This window comes from Microbispora catharanthi, from assembly GCF_006334915.2.
In the GTDB taxonomy this organism is placed as follows: Bacteria; Actinomycetota; Actinomycetes; order Streptosporangiales; family Streptosporangiaceae; genus Microbispora; species Microbispora catharanthi.
Genome location: NZ_VDMA02000039.1, coordinates 1 through 18,005, shown reverse-complemented (window position 1 = coordinate 18,005; position 18,005 = coordinate 1). Strand labels below are relative to the sequence as shown.

The following is an 18,005-nucleotide window of genomic DNA, read 5'->3' as shown; positions in this document are numbered from 1 at the left end:
GAGAACCGGCGCCTGGCCCGGCCGGCAATGTCAGATCGCCTTCACCTCGAAGGTGAGAAACGGGTGGATTGCTCGTCGGAGCCTAGACTTGCGCCATGCCGATCGACCTGAGCCTGCTCGACGGTGTGCGGTGGCGGGGGCAGCCGGTGGTCGGCGAGAGGGCTCAGGCGCTGCTCGCAGCCCTCGCGCTCGCCTGCCGGACCGTGAACGCGGACCAGCTAGTCGCGGAAGTGTGGGGGGACAGCGAACCGGCCAATCCGGCGAAGGCGCTGCAGGTCCTGGTGTCCCGGACCAGGTCGGTCGTGGGGTCGGAGGCGCTGGTCACCGAAGGGGGCGGCTACCGGCTCGAGGTTCCGCCCGACCGGGTCGACGCCGGCCGGCTGCATGGTCTGTCGGGCCGCGCGCGGGCGCTGCTCGCCGAGGATCCGGCCACGGCGGCCGCGGCGGCGGAGGAGGCGCTCGCGCTGGGCATCGGGACGTTGCCGCCCGAGGGCGGCGGCGCGCTGGCCGAGGTGCGCCGACGCGCGGAACGCGACCTGGCCTCCGTGCGGGTCGTGCTCGCCCGGGCCCGTAGCCGGAGCGGTGACCACGGCCTCGCCCTGCCCGAGCTCGAGGAGGCCGTGCGGGTCCACCCCGAGGACGAAGGGCTGCTCGCCGACCTCCTGCACAGCGAGGCGGCGGTGCGCGGAACGGGCGCCGCGCTGGACCGCTTCGAGCGCTACCGGTCGGATCTGCGCGACCGGATCGGCGCCGACGTCGGCCCGGAGCTGCGACGGATCCATCGTGAGCTGCTGGCGCTCGACAGCCCCGTACGCGCCGGCGTGCGGTTCGACACGACCCCGCTGCTCGGCCGCGACGACGACCTCCGGCGGGTGCGGGCGCTGCTCGCCACCTCACGGGTGGTCTCGATCCTCGGTCCTGGCGGGCTCGGCAAGACCCGGCTCGCCCATGCCGTCGCCCGCGAGGCCCCGCAGCCGGTGGTGCACTTCGTCGAGCTGGTCGGCGTGACCGCACCCGAGGACCTGGTCGGCGAGGTCGGGTCCGCGCTCGGCGTCCGCGACTCGGTGACAGGGCGCCGCACGCTCACGCCGCAGCAGCGCGCCGACATCAGGGCCCGGATCGCCCAGCAGCTCGATCTGGCCCCGACGCTGCTGGTGCTCGACAACTGCGAGCATCTGGTGGAGGCGGTCGCCGACCTGGTCGCCTATATGACCGCGACCACACGGGAGCTGCGCGTCCTCACCACGACCCGCTCGCCGCTGGCGATCGCCGCCGAACGCGTCTATCCGCTGCCCCAGCTGGGAACCGGCGACGCCGTCGAGCTGTTCCGCGACCGCGCGACCGCGGCCCGGCCCGGTGTGCACCTCGACGAGGGTGACGTACGCGCCGTCGTGACCCGCTTGGACGGCCTGCCGCTCGCGATCGAACTGGCCGCCGCCAAGGTGAGGGTGATGTCACCGGCCGAGATCGCCCGGCGGCTGGAGGACAGGTTCGCGCTGCTGCGCGGCGGCGATCGGAGCGCCCCCTTCCGGCACCAGACGCTGCTGGCGGTGATCGACTGGTCCTGGAACCTTCTCGGCGAGCGGGAGCGCCGGGCCCTCCGCCTCCTCTCGGCCTTCCCGGACGGCTTCACCCTGGACGCGGCGGAGGAGGTGCTCGGCGACGGCGCTCTCGGCGACGTCGAGGAGCTCGTGGAGCAGTCCCTGCTCACCGTTGTGGAGACAGCCGACGGCGTCCGGTATCGCATGCTCGAGACGGTGCGTGAGTTCGGCCGTATGCGGCTGGAAGCGGCCGGTGAGACCGCCGACGCACGGGCGGCCGTACGGGCCTGGGCCGTCGGCCACGCCCACCGGCACGGCGGCCGGCTGTACTCGCCGGAGCAGGTCGACGCGGTGGACCGGCTGCGTTCGGAGGAGACGAACCTCGCCGACATCCTGCGCGAGGCCCTCGCCGACCCCGACCCGGAGACGGTCGTGGTGCTGTTCTCCGCTCTGGGCGCCTACTGGACGATCTGCGGGGACCACACGCGCACCGTCGTCCTCACCCCGGCCGTCGCCGCCGCCCTGAGCGACTGGACGCCGCCGCCCCGGCTCCTCGACCGGACCCGGCTGGCCCTGAGCATCGCGCTGTTCACCACCAGCGTCATCTCCCTCGAAGAGACCGGGACACTGACGCGGCTGCTGTCCGGGCTGGGCGCCGACTCGGCGAACCCGGCCGTACGGGCGCTGGTGACCGCGCTGCTCATCATGGTGTCGGACCGCGAGAGCGGCCTGGAAGAGCTGGCCGCCGATCCCGACCCGCTGACCCGCCGGATCGCGCTGCACTGGCTGAGCCACGGCCTGGAGAACATCGGCGACCCGGTCGGCGCCATCGAAGCGGCCCGGGCCGCCCTCGAACTCGTCGGCGACGACGGCGGTCCCTGGCACCGGGCGGTGCTGCACACCCAGCTCGCCGGCCTCTACGCGCACCTCGATGACTCCGCGTCGGCCTCCCGGCATGCCACCGAGGCGCTCCCCGTGCTCGAACGCCTCGGGGCGGTGGAGGACGCCGTCCAGATCCGCGCCACCCTCGCCATGGCGGCGCTCGTCGAGGGCCGTCGCGACGAGGCCGCGAGGATGCTCGACGACCTGGAGACGCTCGCCTCCCAGGGGACCTACGGCGAGGTCCTGGCGGTCGCCGCCGGCAGAGCCCAGCTGGCCCTCGTCGACGGCGACATCGCCGAGGGACTGCGGCGGCACCGCGAGACGGCCGAGGTGCTCCGGAACCTGCGCATGCCGGGCGCGCCGGGCGGTTCCACGATGTGGGCCATCGTCGGCGACGTCGTCGCGGTCTCGGCGTTCGCGGAGTACGGCGGGGGCGACGACGGCGCGGACCTCTTCGAGTCGCTGCGGGCCAAGGTTCTGATCGCCTTCGATTCGGACCACGCCTTCAGGGACTACCCGCTGGTGGGGATGGTGCTCGCCGCGATGGGCATCTGGGGCCTGCGAAAGGGGGTGCTGCCCGCCGAGGAGGCGATCCGGCTGCTCGTGCTCGCCAACCGGTTCGCCTACAACCGGTTCGTCCCGACGATGCGGTGGTCGGTGCTGTCCGCGCACGCCGAACGGATCGTCCCCGGCGTCATGTCCCGGATCGAGGCCGAATATGGCGAACGACGCGGCCCCGACCTGCTGGCCGAGGCCCGTAACGTCCTGGAGCGGGTGCTCTGAAACCCGCTACATCTTGCGGGAGTACGAGCGGACCGCCAGTGGAGCGAAGATCACGACGACGACCACGCAGCCGATGACCGCCCAGCCGACCTCGGCCGTCACGGCCCCGTCGTTGAACAGGTCGCGCACCGCGGAGACGACGTGTGACACCGGGTTGACCTTCACGAACGCCTCCAGCCAGCCGGGCAGCGTCTCGGCGGGGACAAAGGCGTTGGACAGGAAGGTGAGCGGGAACATGATCATCATCGAGATCCCCTGGACGCTCTGCGCCGTACGCGCCATCGTGCCCAGCCAGGTGAAGATCCACGCCAGCGACCAGCCCGCGAACACGGTGAGTGCGACGCCGCCGATGCAGCCGAGCACGCCGCCGCCGGGGCGGTAACCGATGACCAGGCCGGTGACGAGCGTCAGCACCGACGCGATGCCATAACGGATCAGGTCAGCGATCATCGGGCCGGCCAGGGGAGCGATCCTCGCGATCGGCAGGGACTTGAAGCGGTCGAAGACCCCCTTGTCCATGTCCTCACGCAACTGCACGCCTGTCGCCATGCATACGGTCAGGGCCGTCTGGGCGAGGATGCCGGGGATCAGCACCGGGAGGTAGTTCGACACACTGCCGGAGATCGCGCCGCCGAAGATGAACGCGAACATCGCCGTGAACAGCAAAGGCTGGATGAGGACGTCGAAGAACTGCTCGGGCTTGCGGCGCATCTTCTTCAGGGCTCGCCACGCCATCGCCAGGATCTGGACCCAGGTTGCCTGCAGCGAGCTGCGGGACGTGGTGCGGGCGACCACGGCGGACGGGTCGACGCGCCTGGCGTTGCGGGTGGTCGGGGTCGCGGTGGTCGAGGTCGCGGTGCTCGTGGTCATCGGGCCGCCTCCATCTGGGGTTCGTCGGCGCCGTGGCCGGTCAGCGCCAGGAAGACCTCGTCCAGCGTCGGCTTGGCGACGCTCACCGAGGAGATGCGGAGGCCTGCCTCTCGCAGGCCGATCAGGACGTCCGCGGCCCGGTCGGGGTCGGGAAGGGGGACGTTCATTCGTCCTGATTCCGGGGTCAGGACCGGCTCCTCACCCAGCAGCCGGCGTACGACGTCCGCGGCCAGGGCGGTGTCAGAGCCGTCCGCGAGCCTGAGCTGCAGGGTCGAGTCGCCGACCTGGGTCTTCAGGGCGTCGGGGATGTCCTCGGCGACCTTCCGGCCTCGGTCGATCACGGCTATGCGATCGGCCAGTTGGTCGGCCTCGTCCAGGTATTGGGTGGTCAGGAGGATCGTGGAACCGTCGGTGACCAGCTCACGGATGGTGTCCCACATCTGGCCTCGGGTTCTCGGGTCGAGGCCGGTCGTGGGCTCGTCCAGGAAGATCAGGGGTGGGCGGGTGATCAGGCTCGACGCCAGGTCCAGGCGGCGGCGCATGCCGCCGCTGAACTGGGACAGGGGACGCTCGGCCGCCTCCTGGAGGTCGAAGCGTTCGAGCAGGTCACCGGCGATGCTCTTGGCCCGGGTGCTCGCCAGGCCCTGCAGGCGGGCGAACAGCCAGAGGTTCTCCCGGGCGGTCAGGTCCTCGTCCACCGAGGCGTACTGGCCGGTGACGCCTACCAGCTGCCGGATGCGGTGGGGTTCCCGCCGGACGTCGACGCCGAAGATCTCCGCATGGCCGCCGTCGATCGGGAGCAGGGTTGCGAGCATCCGGAGCATCGTGGTCTTACCCGCTCCGTTCGGGCCCAGGACCCCGAAGATCTCGCCTTGCCGTACGTGAAGGTCGATGCCGTCCACGGCCCGGAAGTCCCCGAAGCTCTTGACCAGACTCTCGGCCCGGACGGCGCTGAGGTCCGCCATGACGCGTCTCCTCTCTCCGCCGGGTACCTCCCGGCGTCCGAGAAGAGCTTCCGCGTTGCCGGCTTCATCGCGGCTTCACGCTGGTTTCACCCCTGACCTGGCGGTTTCACCGGCTCCGGCGTCCTTCTTCGTGACACCGATGGCCCGGGCGAGCTCCATGGGCAGGGGATACCGGGTCGGTGATCGACAGGACCTACTGATCGAGCGGTACGGCAGAGGATTGTGGTGCGGGTCCCGTTCGGGATCTCAGACCCGGGGACGTTCATTCCGCAGAGCATCGCGAACCGCAGGGCGGCCGAACAACCGGATACCCCTCCATTTTCACTTTATAGCAGATCCGCGCGCCTCATGAGGCGTCGGAAAGTGCTTCATACTTGCCCGTTGCGAACCGACCCGACGGACGATGGAGCAAGCGAATTGCGCTACGTGATGGGTTTCGAGCACATCGACTCGACGAATGTCGCAGACGTCGGCGGAAAGGGGGTGCATCTCGGCGAGCTCTCGCGAATCGACGGCATCCGCGTGCCGGACGGCTTCTGCGTCACGACGGACGCCTTCCAGGCGGTCGTGGCCGAGGTGCCGTCGATCGACGCTCAGCTTGACCTGTTGTCGCGGGTGGAACCGGACGACCGTGCGGCGATCCGCGACCTGAGCGCGGATATCCGCCGCGCCGTCGAGGGCGTCGCGCTGCCCGACGATCTCGTGGCGGCGATCAGCGAATCGCTGGCCCGGCTCGGGGAGCACGCCTCCTACGCGGTGCGTTCCAGTGCGACGGCCGAGGACCTGCCGACCGCGTCCTTCGCCGGCCAGCAGGACTCGTACCTGAACATCGTGGGCCTGGCGGAGATCCTTCGGCACGTCCGGCGGTGCTGGGCCTCGCTGTTCACCGAGCGGGCGGTGACCTACCGGCGCCGTAACGGCTTCGACCACCGGAAGGTGCGGATGGCCGTGGTCGTACAGCGGATGGTGTTCCCCGACGCGGCCGGGATCCTGTTCACCGCGGACCCCGTGACCTCGAACCGGAAGATCGCCACCGTGGAGGCCGGGTGGGGGCTCGGCGAGGCGCTTGTCTCCGGTCTGGTCTCCGGCGACGTCTACACGGTGCGCGACGATCGGGTCGTCACCAGAGCGGTCGCCACCAAGCCGCGGTTCGTCCAGGCGTCGCCGGGAGGCGGCACCCAGGACGCGCCAGTGGAGCAGCGGCGGCAGACGCAGCCGGCCCTGACGGACGCACAGGTCGTGCGCCTGGTGCGGCTGGGCCGGCGAATCGAAGCACACTTCGGCCGGCCCCAGGACATCGAATGGTGCCTGGCCGGCGACGACTTCCACATCGTCCAGAGTCGGGCGATCACCACCCTGTTTCCCGTCCCCGCGACCGATGACCAGGAGAACCACGTCTTCGTCTCCGTCGGTCACCAGCAGATGATGACCGACGCGATGAAGCCGCTGGGACTCTCCCTGTGGCAGCTGACGACCCCACGGCCGATGCACGAGGCGGGCGGACGGTTGTTCGTCGACGTGGCCCCCGTCCTGGCGACACCCGCGGGTCGCGCGCGTCTCCTCGGGACCCTGGGGAGATCCGACCCGCTGATTCGGGACGCGCTGCAGACCGTCTTCGACCGCGGCGACTTCCTCCGCTCGCTTCCGGACGAAGGTTCCGGCCCCGCACCCGCGGGTGACGCCCCCGCCCCGATCGAGACCGATCCGGCCGTCGTCACCCAGCTGATCCGGCACAGTCAGGCGTCCGTCGCCACCCTGCGGCGCGAGATCCAGGGGCTGTCCGGGCCGGCGCTGCTCGACTTCATCCTGGCCGACATCGCGGAGCTGAAGCGCATCCTGTTCGATCCGCGGAGCTCCCAGGTGATCATGGCGGGGATGGAGGCGACCTGGTGGCTCAACGACCACATCGAGACGTGGCTGGGCGAGAAGAACGCGGCCGACGCGCTCACACAATCCGTCCCCCACAACGTCACCTCGGAGATGGGGCTGGCGCTCCTCGACGTCGCGGACACAATCCGGCCGCACGCGGAGGTCGTGGCGTTCCTGCAGCGCGTCGTCGACGAAGGCCGGGAGGGCGACGGCTTCCTCGACGAGCTGGCCGGGCTGGCCGGCGGGCGGGAAGCGCGTGACGCCATCCGGGGCTACCTCGGCGAGTACGGCATGCGCTGTGCGGGCGAGATCGACATCACCAGAACGCGCTGGAGTGAGCAACCCGCCATGCTCGTGCCCACCATCCTCGGCAACATCAAGAACTTCGAGCCGGGCGCCGGCAAACGGCGCTTCGAGCAAGGACTCCAGGAGTCACGACGGAAAGAACAGGAACTGCTGACGCGCCTGCGCGCCCTACCCGACGGAGAGCAGAAGGCCGAGGAGACCAAGCGGATGATCGACCGCGTCCGCACCTTCGCCGGATACCGGGAGTACCCCAAGTACGGCATGGTCAGCCGCTACTTCGTCTACAAGCAGGCGTTGCTGCGGGAAGCCGATCGCCTCGTCCGGTCCGGCGTCCTGCGCGAGAAGGAGGACATCTTCTTCCTCCGGCTCGAGGAGTTGCGGGAAGTCGTGCGCACCGACGACGTGGACGCCGAACTCATCCTGGAGAGGCGGGAGGCGTTCCGGTCGTACGAGGCGCTCACACCTCCCCGCATCCTCACGTCGGACGGCGAGGCCATCGTTGGCCGGTATCGGCGTGACGACGCCCCGCCCGGCGCGCTGGCCGGTCTCCCGGTCTCGGCCGGGACCGTCGAGGGCCGTGCCCGTGTCGTCCTGGACATGGCTCAGGCCGACCTTGAGGCGGGCGACATCCTGATCACCACCTACACCGACCCCAGCTGGACCCCCCTGTTCGTCTCCGTCGCCGGACTGGTGACGGAGGTGGGCGGGCTTATGACGCACGGCGCGGTGATCGCGCGGGAGTACGGCCTGCCGGCCGTCGTGGGTGTGGAGCAGGCCACCCGGCTGATCCAGGACGGACAGCGGATCCGCGTTCACGGAACCGACGGCTACGTCGAGATCCTCGCCTGAACCGTCGCGTCGGCCTCTGCGGCCGCCTTCGCCGCTCCATACGGAGTGACAAGCCGCTGCCGCCCACGATGAGGATCCTCATGGGCTATGACCGTAATTCAGCGTGGCCGCCTCGGGAGTGCTGTCCCCGCCGAGCGCCGTGACGTCGCTCTGGAAGCGTGGCATCCCGCGGAGGAGAAGAGTGGCCAGCGGCACGGCGAATCCGGCCATCGCGCCGATCGCCAGAAGCACCGGGCGGCCGATAGCGGCGCCGGCCGGACCGGTGAGCGTCAGGCCGAGGGGCGTCATGACCGAGGCGGCCAGCCAGTCCACGGAGGTGACCCGGGCGAGCCGCTCCGGAGGGATCTCCCTCTGGAGGTTCACCACCCACTGCACGGCGAAGATCTCCAGCCCCAGGCCCGCCGTGACGTAGCACGCGTACACGAATTCCGGCGACACCGGCCACGCGAGCGCGAGCGGCACGACGCCGTAGAGGGCGAGCCCGGTGATGGCGGCCAGCCCCGGCCGGCCGGGCTTCCATCTCATGCTGACGAGCCCGCCCGCCAGGCCGCCGACCGACAGAAGAGCGAGGGCGGTTCCGTACACGGCGTCGCCGCCGAAGGTCTCGCGGGAGACGAGAGGCAGCAGGACCTGCGCCGGCGCGATCGTGAGCATCTGCTGGAGCGCGACGGCGACGATGACCCCCAGGACCCACCGCCGCCGGACGACCTCGGAGAGGCCGTCCGCGATCTCCCGTACGGCGGACGCCCGCCGCCCCGGCGTGACGACGGGTTCGCGCAACGGCAGGAGAAGGACGAGACCGAGCAGATAGGCCGTCAGTACGGCGAGGAATCCGATCCTGGCGGACCACGCCGTCACCACGTACGCGCCGAGACCGGGCCCGATCACGGCGCCGAGCCGCCAGGAGACAGCCGTCAGCGCGGCGCCGGCCGGACGCTGGGCGGGGGTGAGGACCGAGGACAGGCAGGCCTGGTACGCGGGCCGGTGGAACGCCTCCGCCCCTCCGACGAGGAAGACCAGGAGCGCGAGAAGCCACGGGGAGGCGGTGCCGCACAACCCGACGGCGGCCACGCAGGATTGGAAACCCAGCGAGGCGACCATCACCGTACGGCGCGGCAGCCGGTCCGCCCACAGCCCGCCGAGCAACGCGAACACGATCAACGCGATCCACCGGCAGGTGAAGATCGCGCCGACGGTCGAAGCGGTGCCACCCGCGTTGAGGGCCGCGATGGTGACCGTGACCGGGAAGATCTGGTCGGCCGCCACCGACATCGTGAAGCTGAGCCACAGCAGGCGGAATTCGCGATTTCGCGCCAGAGGCCCGCCCGCGGAACCGGTCAGGCCTATGAGCTTTCTCAAGCGACTGCGCATGCTACGAAATGAATCCCGATCGAGCGGAAGGCGCAAGGAAATGCCCTTCGCCGCCTCGCCGGTTCCGTCAGCTCGCCAGGAAAGCGGGATTACTGTGCTTGAGCGGCGGATTCCCGTATGTGCTTCAACCGGGTGAGGTCGGCCTGGACGAGGCCCGCGTCGCGGGCGAATTCCTCGTCGTTCACACCCGGAAGGCGGCGCAGGGTGAAGACCACCTCGCAGACGTCGCCGTCGGGGATGACCCGCATCGGGTTGTAGACGACCTGCCCGGAGGGCAGCGTGACGTCGTGGTCGAGAACGCCGTACTCGTTTCGCTCCGCGAAGGCCAGGCCGACCCGGCCCGAGGGGGTCTCCACGTACCACTGTCCGTCGACGTTCTCCACCGAGCTGCCGAGCCCCGGAGCCCATTCCGGGAGGTTGGCCGGGTTCGACGCGTATTCGTAGACGTCGGCCGCGTGCCGGTCGATCCACACGCTGATGTGCCTGGATTCCGAAGCCATGCACGCCATCATGCCGGAGCCGGCCACGGCCCGCCGCTGTGCTTGACCTCGAGCGCGCTCGAATTCCTAGCGTCGCGGTCATGACTGCTTCAATCCCGCTACGGCCCGACGTGGGCGAGCTCAGCCGGCGCCGCCGGTTCCTGGTGCTCGCCGTCTGCTGCGCCAGCATCGTCGTCGTGGTGATGGACATCTCCATCGTCAACGTCGCGCTGCCGGCGATCCGCCGCGACCTGAACGCCTCGGTGTCCGGCCTGCAATGGACGATCGACGCGTACACGCTGGTGCTGGCCGGTTTCCTGGTGCTGGCCGGGTCCATGGCCGACCGGGTGGGCCGCCGGCGCGTCTTCCAGATCGGTCTGGCCGCCTTCGGGCTCGGCTCGCTGCTCTGCGGCCTGGCGCCCAGCACCGGCTGGCTGGTCGCGGCGCGTGCGCTGCAGGCCGTCGGCGGCACGATGCTCAACCCTGTGGCGATGGCGATCGTCGCCAACACCTTCCCCGAACCGGCCGAGCGGGCCAGGGCCATCGGCGTGTTCGGCTCCATGAGCGGCCTGGCGCTGGCACTGGGCCCGATCCTCGGCGGCGCCCTGGTCGACGGCTTCGGCTGGCGCTCGGTCTTCTGGATCAATGTGCCGATCGCGGCCGCCGCGATCGTGTGCACCGCGTTGTTCGTGCCCGAGTCCCGCGCCGCAAGGGCGCGCCGGTTCGACCCGGTGGGACAGGCTCTGATGATCCTGCTGCTGGGCGGGGTCGTCTACGCGGTCACCGAGTCCAGGGCGATGGGCTGGACCTCGCCGGTCATCCTCGGCCTGCTCGCCGTCGCCGTAATCGCCGTGCTGGGCATCCTCGCCTACGAGCCGCGCCGCGCCGACCCGCTGCTGGAGCTGCGCCTGTTTCGCAGCGTGCCGTTCGGCGCCGCGATCCTGATGGCGCTGTTCGCCCTGTGCGGGTTCGGGGCGTTCCTGTTCGTGACCACCCAGTATCTCCAGGACGTGCGCGGCATGCCGGCGCTGGCGGCCGGGCTGTGCCTGCTCCCGGTCGGCGCGCTGGTCGTGCTGCTCTCCCCGCTCACCGGCCGGCTGGTCGGCACCCGCGGTCCCCGGCTGCCGCTGGTGGTCGCCGGAAGCGCACTGGCGCTGGGCGGCGGCGCGTCACTCTGGCTCGGACCGGCCACCCCGCTGCCGGCGGTGCTCGCGACCTATCTGCTGTTCGGCGTCTTCCTGGGCACCGTGAACCCGCCGATCACCAACACGGCGGTCTCCGGCATGCCCCGCTCGATGGCCGGGGTGGCGGCCTCGCTGGCCTCGGCCGGCCGGCAGACCGGCACCACCCTGGGCGTCGCGATCGCCGGAACGCTCCTGGGATCGGCCGTGGCCCGCGGCGGCACGGCCTACACCAGCGCGGAGCACGGCGTGTGGTGGCTGGTGCTCGGACTCGGCGCCGGCATCCTGACCCTCGCGCTGCTCAGCACCGGGCGCCGGGCTCAGGACACCGCCGTACGGGCGGCGGCCCTGTTCGAGGACCTCGACCGGCGCCGGTGACTCGGGCCAGAGTTCCCGTCCGTCGTCAGTCCGGAGATCCCAGGGCCGCCAGTCCGGATCGCACCGCTTCGGCGTCCCGGTCGAGCAGGCCTCGGTCCCTGGTGCCCCAGTCGGCCTCTATCCGGAAGCCATCCTCCTTGAATCGGGGGAACACGTGCAGGTGGAGATGGAAGACCTCCTGGAAGGCGGCCTTGCCGTCCGCCAGGAAGATGTTCACGCCCTCGCATCGAAGGCCCGAACGCCGCAGAGCCCGCCCCATGCGGTGGCCGATCCTCCAGACGTGTGTGCTCGTCTCCTCGTCCAGGTCTTCCAGGCCGACGGCGTGAACGCGGGGAATCACGAGAAGGTGGCCGGGCGTCACCGCCCCGATAGTCATGATCACCATCACGCGGTCGTCCGCATAGGGGATGCTCGCCTCGGCCTCGCCGCGGAGAATCGCGCAGAAGACGCAGCCGGGTTCCTCATGCTCTCTCATACGCACATGGTGCAGAGCCGACCAGGAGACGCAAGAGGGCCTCGGGGTCTTCGATGTGCGGATACGTCGTGAACCTACCGGCCGGTCCTGGAAGCGCTCGGGTGCACACTGGTGGGCATGGCGACGGAAGGAATGACCGGAGCGTTCGGCGAGGCGGTACGCCGCTGGCGCGACCGGGTCGCGCCCGAGACCGCCGGACTGCCCGCGGCCGGACAGCGGCGCGCGGCCGGACTGCGCCGTGAGGAGCTGGCCCTGCTGGCCGGCATCTCCGTCGACTACGTCACCCGGCTCGAACAGGGCCGAGCGTCCCACCCGTCGGCCCAGGTCGTCGAGGCCCTCGCCCGGGCCCTGCGGCTGTCGGGCACCGAGCGCGCACACCTGTTCCGGCTGGCCGGGCTGGCGCCACCGGGCCCGGAGACGGTGCCGGCGCACATCACGCCGAGCGTCCGGCGGCTGCTGGACCGGCTGGCCGGCACCCCCGTCGCGGTCTTCGACGCGTGCTGGACGCTGCTCCTGGCCAACCCGCCGTACGCCGCGTTGATGGGCGACCCGTCGGAGTGGCGCGGCGACCAGCGCAACGCGGTGTGGCGGCACTTCCTCGGCCCCGGGAGCCGGACCCGGCACACTCCGGAGTCCCTGCGGGCGTTCGAGGCGGCCCTGGTCGCCGACCTGCGCGCGACCGCCGACCGCTACCCGGCCGACCAGCGGCTGCGGCGGCTGGTCGCTGATCTGCGCGTGAACAGCGAGCGGTTCGCCGAGCTGTGGGATTCCGGTGCCGTCGACCGGCACGAGGCCGGGCGCAAGACCATCGACCATCCGGACGTCGGTCCCCTGACACTGGACTGCGACGTGCTCACCGTGACGGGCGGCGACCTGCGCATCATGGTCTACACGGCCGAGCCCGGCACCGAGGACGCCGAACGCCTCGCATCCCTCACCGCACTCGGTGTGCCGACACTCGCCGGATAAACCGGTTTCCGAAAACTTTCGTGGGCAGCATCAGGACGAACTCGGCCGCCGACTGAAATTATTCGGCCGATCACCGAAACATTCAGAGTTTTATCCACGACTCGACGTTAGACTGCGCCTTGTGACCGTTGTCGACGAGCCGCCCGCATCCGACCCAGAACCGCTGACCCTCGCACAGCTCGCCGAACTCGCGGGAGTGTCGAAGGCGACGGTCTCCAAGGTGGTCAACGGCAGGTCCGCGGTGGCGCCGGAGACGCGCGCCCTCATCGAGGGCCTCATCCGTGAGCACGGCTTCCGCAGGCAGCGGCGGCGCTCCAGCCCCGCCGCCGTGCTGGAGCTGGTCTTCCACGAACTGGCGGGCGACTACCCGACGGAGATCGCCCGGGGGGTGGGACAGGTCGCGCGCGAGCATCACATGGCCGTGGCGATCTCCGAGTTACAGGGCAACCACGTCCCCGGCGCCGACTGGCTCGAAGACGTGCTCGGCCGCCGCCCCGCCGGCGTCATCGCGGTCTTCTCCAGCCTGACCGACGTCCAGCGTGAGCGGCTCGCCACGCACAAGATCCCCCTCGTCCTCCTCGACCCGACCGGCGACCCGGGACACCGCGTCCCCTCGGTCGGCGCGGGCAACTGGAACGGCGGGCTCACCGCCACCCGCCACCTGCTTGATCTGGGCCATCGGCGGATCGCCATCATCACCGGGCCGTCGCACGCGCTGTCCAGCCGGGCGCGTCTCGACGGCTACCGCGCCGCGCTCGACACGGCCGGGGTGCCCGTCGACCCTGATCTGATCTGCCAGGGCGACTACCAGATCGAGGACGGCCTGACACACACCCACCGGCTGCTGCGTCTGTCCGACCCGCCCACGGCCGTCTTCGCCTCCAACGACGGCCAGGCCATCGGGGTCTACCACGCGGCCCACCAGATGGGGCTGCGCATCCCCGAGGACCTCAGCGTCGTCGGCTTCGACGACATGCCGCCGGTGCGGTGGGCTATTCCGCCGCTGACCACGATCCACCAGCCGCTGACCGAGATGGCGGGGGCGGCGGCCGCCATGCTGGTGACGCTCGCCAGGGGCGAGCCCCTCCCCCATCACCGCAAGGAGTTCGCCACGACCCTCGTCGTACGCGAGAGCACCGCTCCTCCGAAGCGCTGAAGGCGAACCTCCGGCGCGACGGGGTACGCCGCACCGGAGGTGCCGGAGCTGGGGTAGCGGCCCTGGTACAGGCCGTCAGGGGCTGGTGCAGGTGACGGACGGCGTGGCCGCGCTGCCGTTGGCGGTGAAGCCGAAGGTGGTGGACCCCCCGGCCGCGATCGAGCCGTTGTAGTCCGCGTTGCGGACCGTCACGGAGGACCCGGACACGCTCTGCGTGCCGTTCCACAGGCTGCTGATGGTCTGCCCGCTCGGCCAGGTCCACTTCACGGTCCAGCCGTTGACCGCCGCGCTGCCCGCCCGTACGGTCACCGTCGACTGGAACCCGCCCGGCCAGCTGTTGGTCGTCTCGATCGTCGCCGAGCACGCCCCCGTCACCGGAGACGGCGTCGAGGACGGGCTGGTACGCGGGGACGGACTGGTGTTCGGGCTCGTGTTCGGGGACGGGCTCGTGTTCGGAGACGGGCTCGTGTTCGGAGACGGGCTCGTGTTCGGGGTCGCGGCGTTGAGGGCGTCGAGGACGGCCGTGTACGCCTGCTTCTTGTTGTAGTTGCCGTCGAACAGCAGCGGGGTGTCGCCGCTGCGCCAGGAGTACTTGTCGGTGATGCCCCACACCGTGATGCCGGTGCAGCGGGGCACGGCCGTGCATGCCTGGGTGACACGGCGGTAGGCGTCGGCCTGGCCGGAGCCCGAGCCGCCGATGTCGAGCTCGGTGATCTGGACGTCGACGCCGAGCGCGGCGAACTGGGCGATGTTCTGCTGGTAGTTGGAGGGCACCGACCCCGACGACAGGTGCGACTGCAGCCCGACGCAGTCGATCGGCACGCCGCGCGCCTTGAAGTCCTTGACCATGTTGTAGACGCCTTGGGTCTTGGCGGCCGTGGCGTTGTCGATGTTGTAGTCGTTGTAGCAGAGCTTGGCGCTCGGGTCGGCCGCCCGCGCGGCGCGGAAGGCCTCCTCGATGAAGCCGTTGCCGAGTTTCTGCGTCCAGACCGAGCTGCGCAGGGTGCCGACCGCGCCGCCGTCGGCGAACGCCTCGTTGACCACGTCCCAGGCGTAGATCTTGCCCTTGTAATGGCCCATCACGTTGTTGATGTGGTTGACCAGCGCCGAGCGCAGGTCGCTGGTGGACAGGCCGCTGACCCAGCTGGGCAGCTGCTGGTGCCAGACCAGCGTGTGCCCGCGGATCTTCATGCCCTTGCTCTGGGCGTGGCTGACGATCTGGTCGGCGGAGGTGAAGCGGAACGAGCCGCGTGAGGGCTCGGTGGCGTCCCACTTCATCTCGTTTTCCGGGGTGACGGCGTTGAACTCCCGGTCCCAGGTGGCCACGTAGGTCGAGTCGTTCATGTGACCGGCGGCGATCGCGGCGCCGTAGTAGCGGCCGCTCTGGGCGGCGGCCGCGCCCAGCGTGCCGGCGGCGGCGCCGGCGGGGACGGACGCCGCGAGTGCGGTGACCGTGCCGAGGGCGCCGAGGGCGCCGACGACCAGCAGCCGGCGGGTGCCGACGAGCGGTCGCCGTCCTCCGTCGGCGGATAAGGGGTTTTCGCCCATGCCTGAGCCTCCACTGCGAAATCAATGAGGGAACGCGGATAGACGCCCGCGAAAGCAGCACGCGGTCCGTCGCCGCGTCGAAACTGCGGCCCCTGCCGTCCACCACCGACCCCGGCAGGAGGAGCCGCCTCGGGGAGTCAGTCTGGAAATCATCCCGAAACGTGTCAAGAGTGTTGCCAGAACGTTTCGATGCCCGCAGAGCCTCGAGATGCCTGCATGCTGCATAGACGTCCCTGACATGCCGATGTAATTTTCCGGCCGCTCCTGACGTCGGCCGTCGCGACCCGGCTTCCGATGAACGTTTCATCACCGCACCTCCCCCCGGCGGTGCGTTCGCGTCCCATCCCGGCAGTTGAGACGCGTAGGCCGGGCGGAAGGGCGGAACAGGGCGCGAGCTCGACCTTGACGGGCGCTCCTCACGTCGTATTTGCTCCGGCGCACCACCACCCCGGTCATCCCGAGGAGAGGAGCGAACGACTCGTTGCACCGATGTTAGCGCTAACAACAGTGCCGCCGAGCGCTACCGGAGCCCGATCCCGTGCGGCGTGCGGGTCGGCCACGACGGGGACCCGCTTACCCACCTCACCGTCATCGAAAGGGTTGACCAACCAGCGATGTTAACGCTCACAAATCGGCGCGGATGGAGCCGGTGGAGACGCCGGCTGACCACCGCGCTTCTGACCGTGACCGTCCTTGCGATCGCGCCCGCCGTCGCCCGCGCCGAGTCCAACGGCGGGGTGCGGGTGATGCCGCTGGGCGACTCGATCACCGAGGGCACGCAGGTGCCCGGTGGCTACCGGATCGGGTTGTGGCAGCGCCTGGCCGCGGGCCGCTACACGATCGACTTCGTCGGGTCGCAGTACAACGGGCCCGCCAGCCTGGGCGACCACGACCACGAGGGACACCCCGGGTGGCGGATCGACCAGATCGACGCGAACATCACCGGCTGGCTGCGCAACTACACCCCCCGCACGGTGTTGCTGCACATCGGCACCAACGACGTGCTGCAGAACTACAACGTGTCCGGCGCGCCGCAGCGGCTGTCCACGCTGATCGACCACATCACCGCGGCGGCGCCGAACGCCGAGGTGTTCGTCGCGACCATCATCCCGCTGTCGAACTCCGGCCAGGAGGCCGCCGCCCGCACCTTCAACGCGGCGATCCCCGGCATCGTGCAGTCCAAGGTCAACAGCGGCAAGCACGTCCACCTGGTCGACATGCACAGCAAGCTGACCACCGCCGACCTGATCGACGGCATCCACCCCACCGCGAACGGCTACGACAAGATGGCCGCCGCCTGGTACGCGGCGCTCCAGTCGGTCCCCGGCAGCATCGGTCAGGGTCCCAGCCCGTCGCCCAGCCCCTCAGCCAGCCCCTCGGTCAGTCCCTCAGCCAGCCCCTCGCCCAGTCCGTCGCCGGGCGGCGCGGGGTGCTCGGCCGCGTACGCGATCGCCGGGCAGTGGGACGGCGGCTTCCAGGCGACGGTGACCGTGACCGCAGGCAGCTCGGCCATCTCCTCCTGGACGGTCGGCTGGCGGTTCGGCAACGGCCAGACGGTCACCCAGTCGTGGAACGCCGCGATCAGCGCCAGCGGCGCCCAGGTCACCGCCCGCAACGTCGACTACAACGGCGCGCTCGGCGCGGGCGCGAGCACCCAGTTCGGCTTCCTCGGCACCTGGAACGGCGCCAACGGCGTGCCCACGCTGACCTGCACCGTCTCCTGACGAATCCCTATCCCCCTTGGAGATTCTCGTGCGCTTCACTCGACATCGGCGCTGGCTCGCGGCCGGGATGGCCGCGGCACTGAGCGTCCTCGGAGTCGTGACCGCCGGCTCCGCCCGCGCCGCCGCGGGCTGCCGGGTCACCTACACCGTGACCAACCAGTGGCAGGACGGCTTCGGTGCCAACGTGGACGTGGTCAACCTGGGTGACCCGGTCAACGGCTGGAGCCTGACCTGGTCGTTCCCGGCCGGGCAGACGATCAGCCAACTGTGGAACGGCAGCTATACGCAGTCGGGCGCCCAGGTCACCGTGACCAACGCCTCCTACAACGGCGCCATCCCGACCGGCGGCAGCACGTCGTTCGGCTTCAACGGCTCCTGGACCTCGTCCAATCCGGTGCCGGCGAGCTTCGCGCTGAACGGCACCACCTGCAGTGGAACCGTCACCAGCCCCAGCCCCAGTCCCAGTCCCAGCGCCAGTCCCAGTGTCAGCCCCTCGGCGTCCCCCTCGGCGTCCCCCTCGCCGAGTCCCTCGCCGAGTCCGTCGCCGTCGCCGTCGGCGAGTCCGACGAACGGGCCGTGGCCGCCGTCGTCGACCTATTCCAACCCGGTGTTGTGGGAGGACCTGGCCGACATCGACGTCTTCCGGGTGGACGACACCT

Annotated in this window: 13 protein-coding genes; 7 read left to right on the top strand and 6 right to left on the bottom strand. The window is 70.5% G+C overall.

What is annotated here, in order from left to right; all coding sequences use genetic code 11:
- The first annotated feature begins 95 nt into the window (after positions 1-95).
- Positions 96-3,206, top strand: coding sequence for an ATP-binding protein (locus tag FH610_RS40695; RefSeq protein WP_139580583.1), 3,111 nt, complete (start codon positions 96-98; stop codon positions 3,204-3,206).
- Between the two features lie 6 nt (positions 3,207-3,212).
- Here the strand turns inward: FH610_RS40695 and FH610_RS40690 are convergent, their stop codons facing one another.
- Positions 3,213-4,076 carry an ABC transporter permease gene (locus FH610_RS40690; RefSeq protein WP_139580582.1) on the bottom strand — a complete coding sequence of 288 codons (864 nt, stop codon included), beginning with the start codon at positions 4,074-4,076 and terminating at the stop codon, positions 3,213-3,215.
- On the bottom strand, positions 4,073-5,041 hold the full coding sequence (locus tag FH610_RS40685; RefSeq protein ID WP_139580581.1) for an ATP-binding cassette domain-containing protein: 969 nt from the start codon (positions 5,039-5,041) through the stop codon (positions 4,073-4,075). The genes FH610_RS40690 and FH610_RS40685 overlap by 4 nt, the downstream gene beginning before the upstream one ends.
- A gap of 426 nt (positions 5,042-5,467) precedes the next feature.
- Between FH610_RS40685 and rph the strand changes: the two genes are divergently transcribed.
- On the top strand, positions 5,468-8,065 hold the full coding sequence (rph, locus tag FH610_RS40680; protein ID WP_240809497.1) for a rifamycin-inactivating phosphotransferase: 2,598 nt from the start codon (positions 5,468-5,470) through the stop codon (positions 8,063-8,065).
- 78 nt (positions 8,066-8,143) lie between these two features.
- Here the strand turns inward: rph and FH610_RS40675 are convergent, their stop codons facing one another.
- The gene (locus FH610_RS40675) at positions 8,144-9,424 is read right to left on the bottom strand and encodes an MFS transporter (protein ID WP_161628203.1); all 1,281 of its coding nucleotides are present in this window, start codon (positions 9,422-9,424) and stop codon (positions 8,144-8,146) included.
- A gap of 101 nt (positions 9,425-9,525) precedes the next feature.
- Positions 9,526-9,936, bottom strand: a complete 411-nt coding sequence (locus FH610_RS40670; RefSeq protein ID WP_205826407.1) for an SRPBCC family protein — start codon at positions 9,934-9,936, stop codon at positions 9,526-9,528.
- An 80-nt stretch (positions 9,937-10,016) separates the two neighbouring features.
- On the opposite strand from FH610_RS40670, the gene FH610_RS40665 reads away from it, so the two are divergent.
- Entirely contained in the window at positions 10,017-11,474 is a 1,458-nt protein-coding gene (locus FH610_RS40665; protein WP_139580579.1) for a DHA2 family efflux MFS transporter permease subunit, read from the top strand.
- Positions 11,475-11,499: 25 nt separating this feature from the next.
- Here FH610_RS40665 and FH610_RS40660 read toward each other — a convergent pair whose 3' ends face one another.
- Entirely contained in the window at positions 11,500-11,949 is a 450-nt protein-coding gene (locus tag FH610_RS40660; RefSeq protein ID WP_139580578.1) for an HIT family protein, read from the bottom strand.
- Between the two features lie 117 nt (positions 11,950-12,066).
- Between FH610_RS40660 and FH610_RS40655 the strand changes: the two genes are divergently transcribed.
- Together FH610_RS40655 and FH610_RS40650 are read left to right on the top strand one after the other, a co-directional pair.
- A complete protein-coding gene (locus FH610_RS40655; protein WP_167538837.1) occupies positions 12,067-12,918 on the top strand; it encodes a helix-turn-helix transcriptional regulator in 852 nt (283 codons plus the stop codon).
- 121 nt (positions 12,919-13,039) lie between these two features.
- Complete coding sequence (locus FH610_RS40650) at positions 13,040-14,074, top strand: LacI family DNA-binding transcriptional regulator (protein ID WP_139580577.1); 1,035 nt, start codon at positions 13,040-13,042, stop codon at positions 14,072-14,074.
- A 75-nt stretch (positions 14,075-14,149) separates the two neighbouring features.
- On the opposite strand, the gene FH610_RS40645 is transcribed toward FH610_RS40650, so the two are convergent.
- Positions 14,150-15,622 carry a glycoside hydrolase family 10 protein gene (locus FH610_RS40645; protein WP_139580576.1) on the bottom strand — a complete coding sequence of 491 codons (1,473 nt, stop codon included), beginning with the start codon at positions 15,620-15,622 and terminating at the stop codon, positions 14,150-14,152.
- 683 nt (positions 15,623-16,305) lie between these two features.
- Between FH610_RS40645 and FH610_RS40640 the strand changes: the two genes are divergently transcribed.
- Positions 16,306-17,346, top strand: a complete 1,041-nt coding sequence (locus FH610_RS40640; protein WP_240809491.1) for a cellulose binding domain-containing protein — start codon at positions 16,306-16,308, stop codon at positions 17,344-17,346.
- Between the two features lie 28 nt (positions 17,347-17,374).
- Positions 17,375-18,005 (top strand): cellulose-binding domain-containing protein (locus tag FH610_RS40635; RefSeq protein WP_205826406.1); only part of this gene is annotated, 631 nt, incomplete at its 3' end.

What these genes read in the sequence shown, in the direction of transcription:
- FH610_RS40690 (WP_139580582.1), bottom strand. Translation starts at nt 4,076, where the DNA reads ATGACCACGAGCACCGCGACCTCGACCACCGCGACCCCGACCACCCGC.
- FH610_RS40655 (WP_167538837.1), top strand. Translation starts at nt 12,067, where the DNA reads ATGGCGACGGAAGGAATGACCGGAGCGTTCGGCGAGGCGGTACGCCGC.
- FH610_RS40685 (WP_139580581.1), bottom strand. Translation starts at nt 5,041, where the DNA reads ATGGCGGACCTCAGCGCCGTCCGGGCCGAGAGTCTGGTCAAGAGCTTC.
- FH610_RS40695 (WP_139580583.1), top strand. Translation starts at nt 96, where the DNA reads ATGCCGATCGACCTGAGCCTGCTCGACGGTGTGCGGTGGCGGGGGCAG.
- FH610_RS40665 (WP_139580579.1), top strand. Translation starts at nt 10,017, where the DNA reads ATGACTGCTTCAATCCCGCTACGGCCCGACGTGGGCGAGCTCAGCCGG.
- FH610_RS40660 (WP_139580578.1), bottom strand. Translation starts at nt 11,949, where the DNA reads ATGAGAGAGCATGAGGAACCCGGCTGCGTCTTCTGCGCGATTCTCCGC.
- FH610_RS40645 (WP_139580576.1), bottom strand. Translation starts at nt 15,622, where the DNA reads ATGGGCGAAAACCCCTTATCCGCCGACGGAGGACGGCGACCGCTCGTC.
- FH610_RS40670 (WP_205826407.1), bottom strand. Translation starts at nt 9,936, where the DNA reads ATGGCTTCGGAATCCAGGCACATCAGCGTGTGGATCGACCGGCACGCG.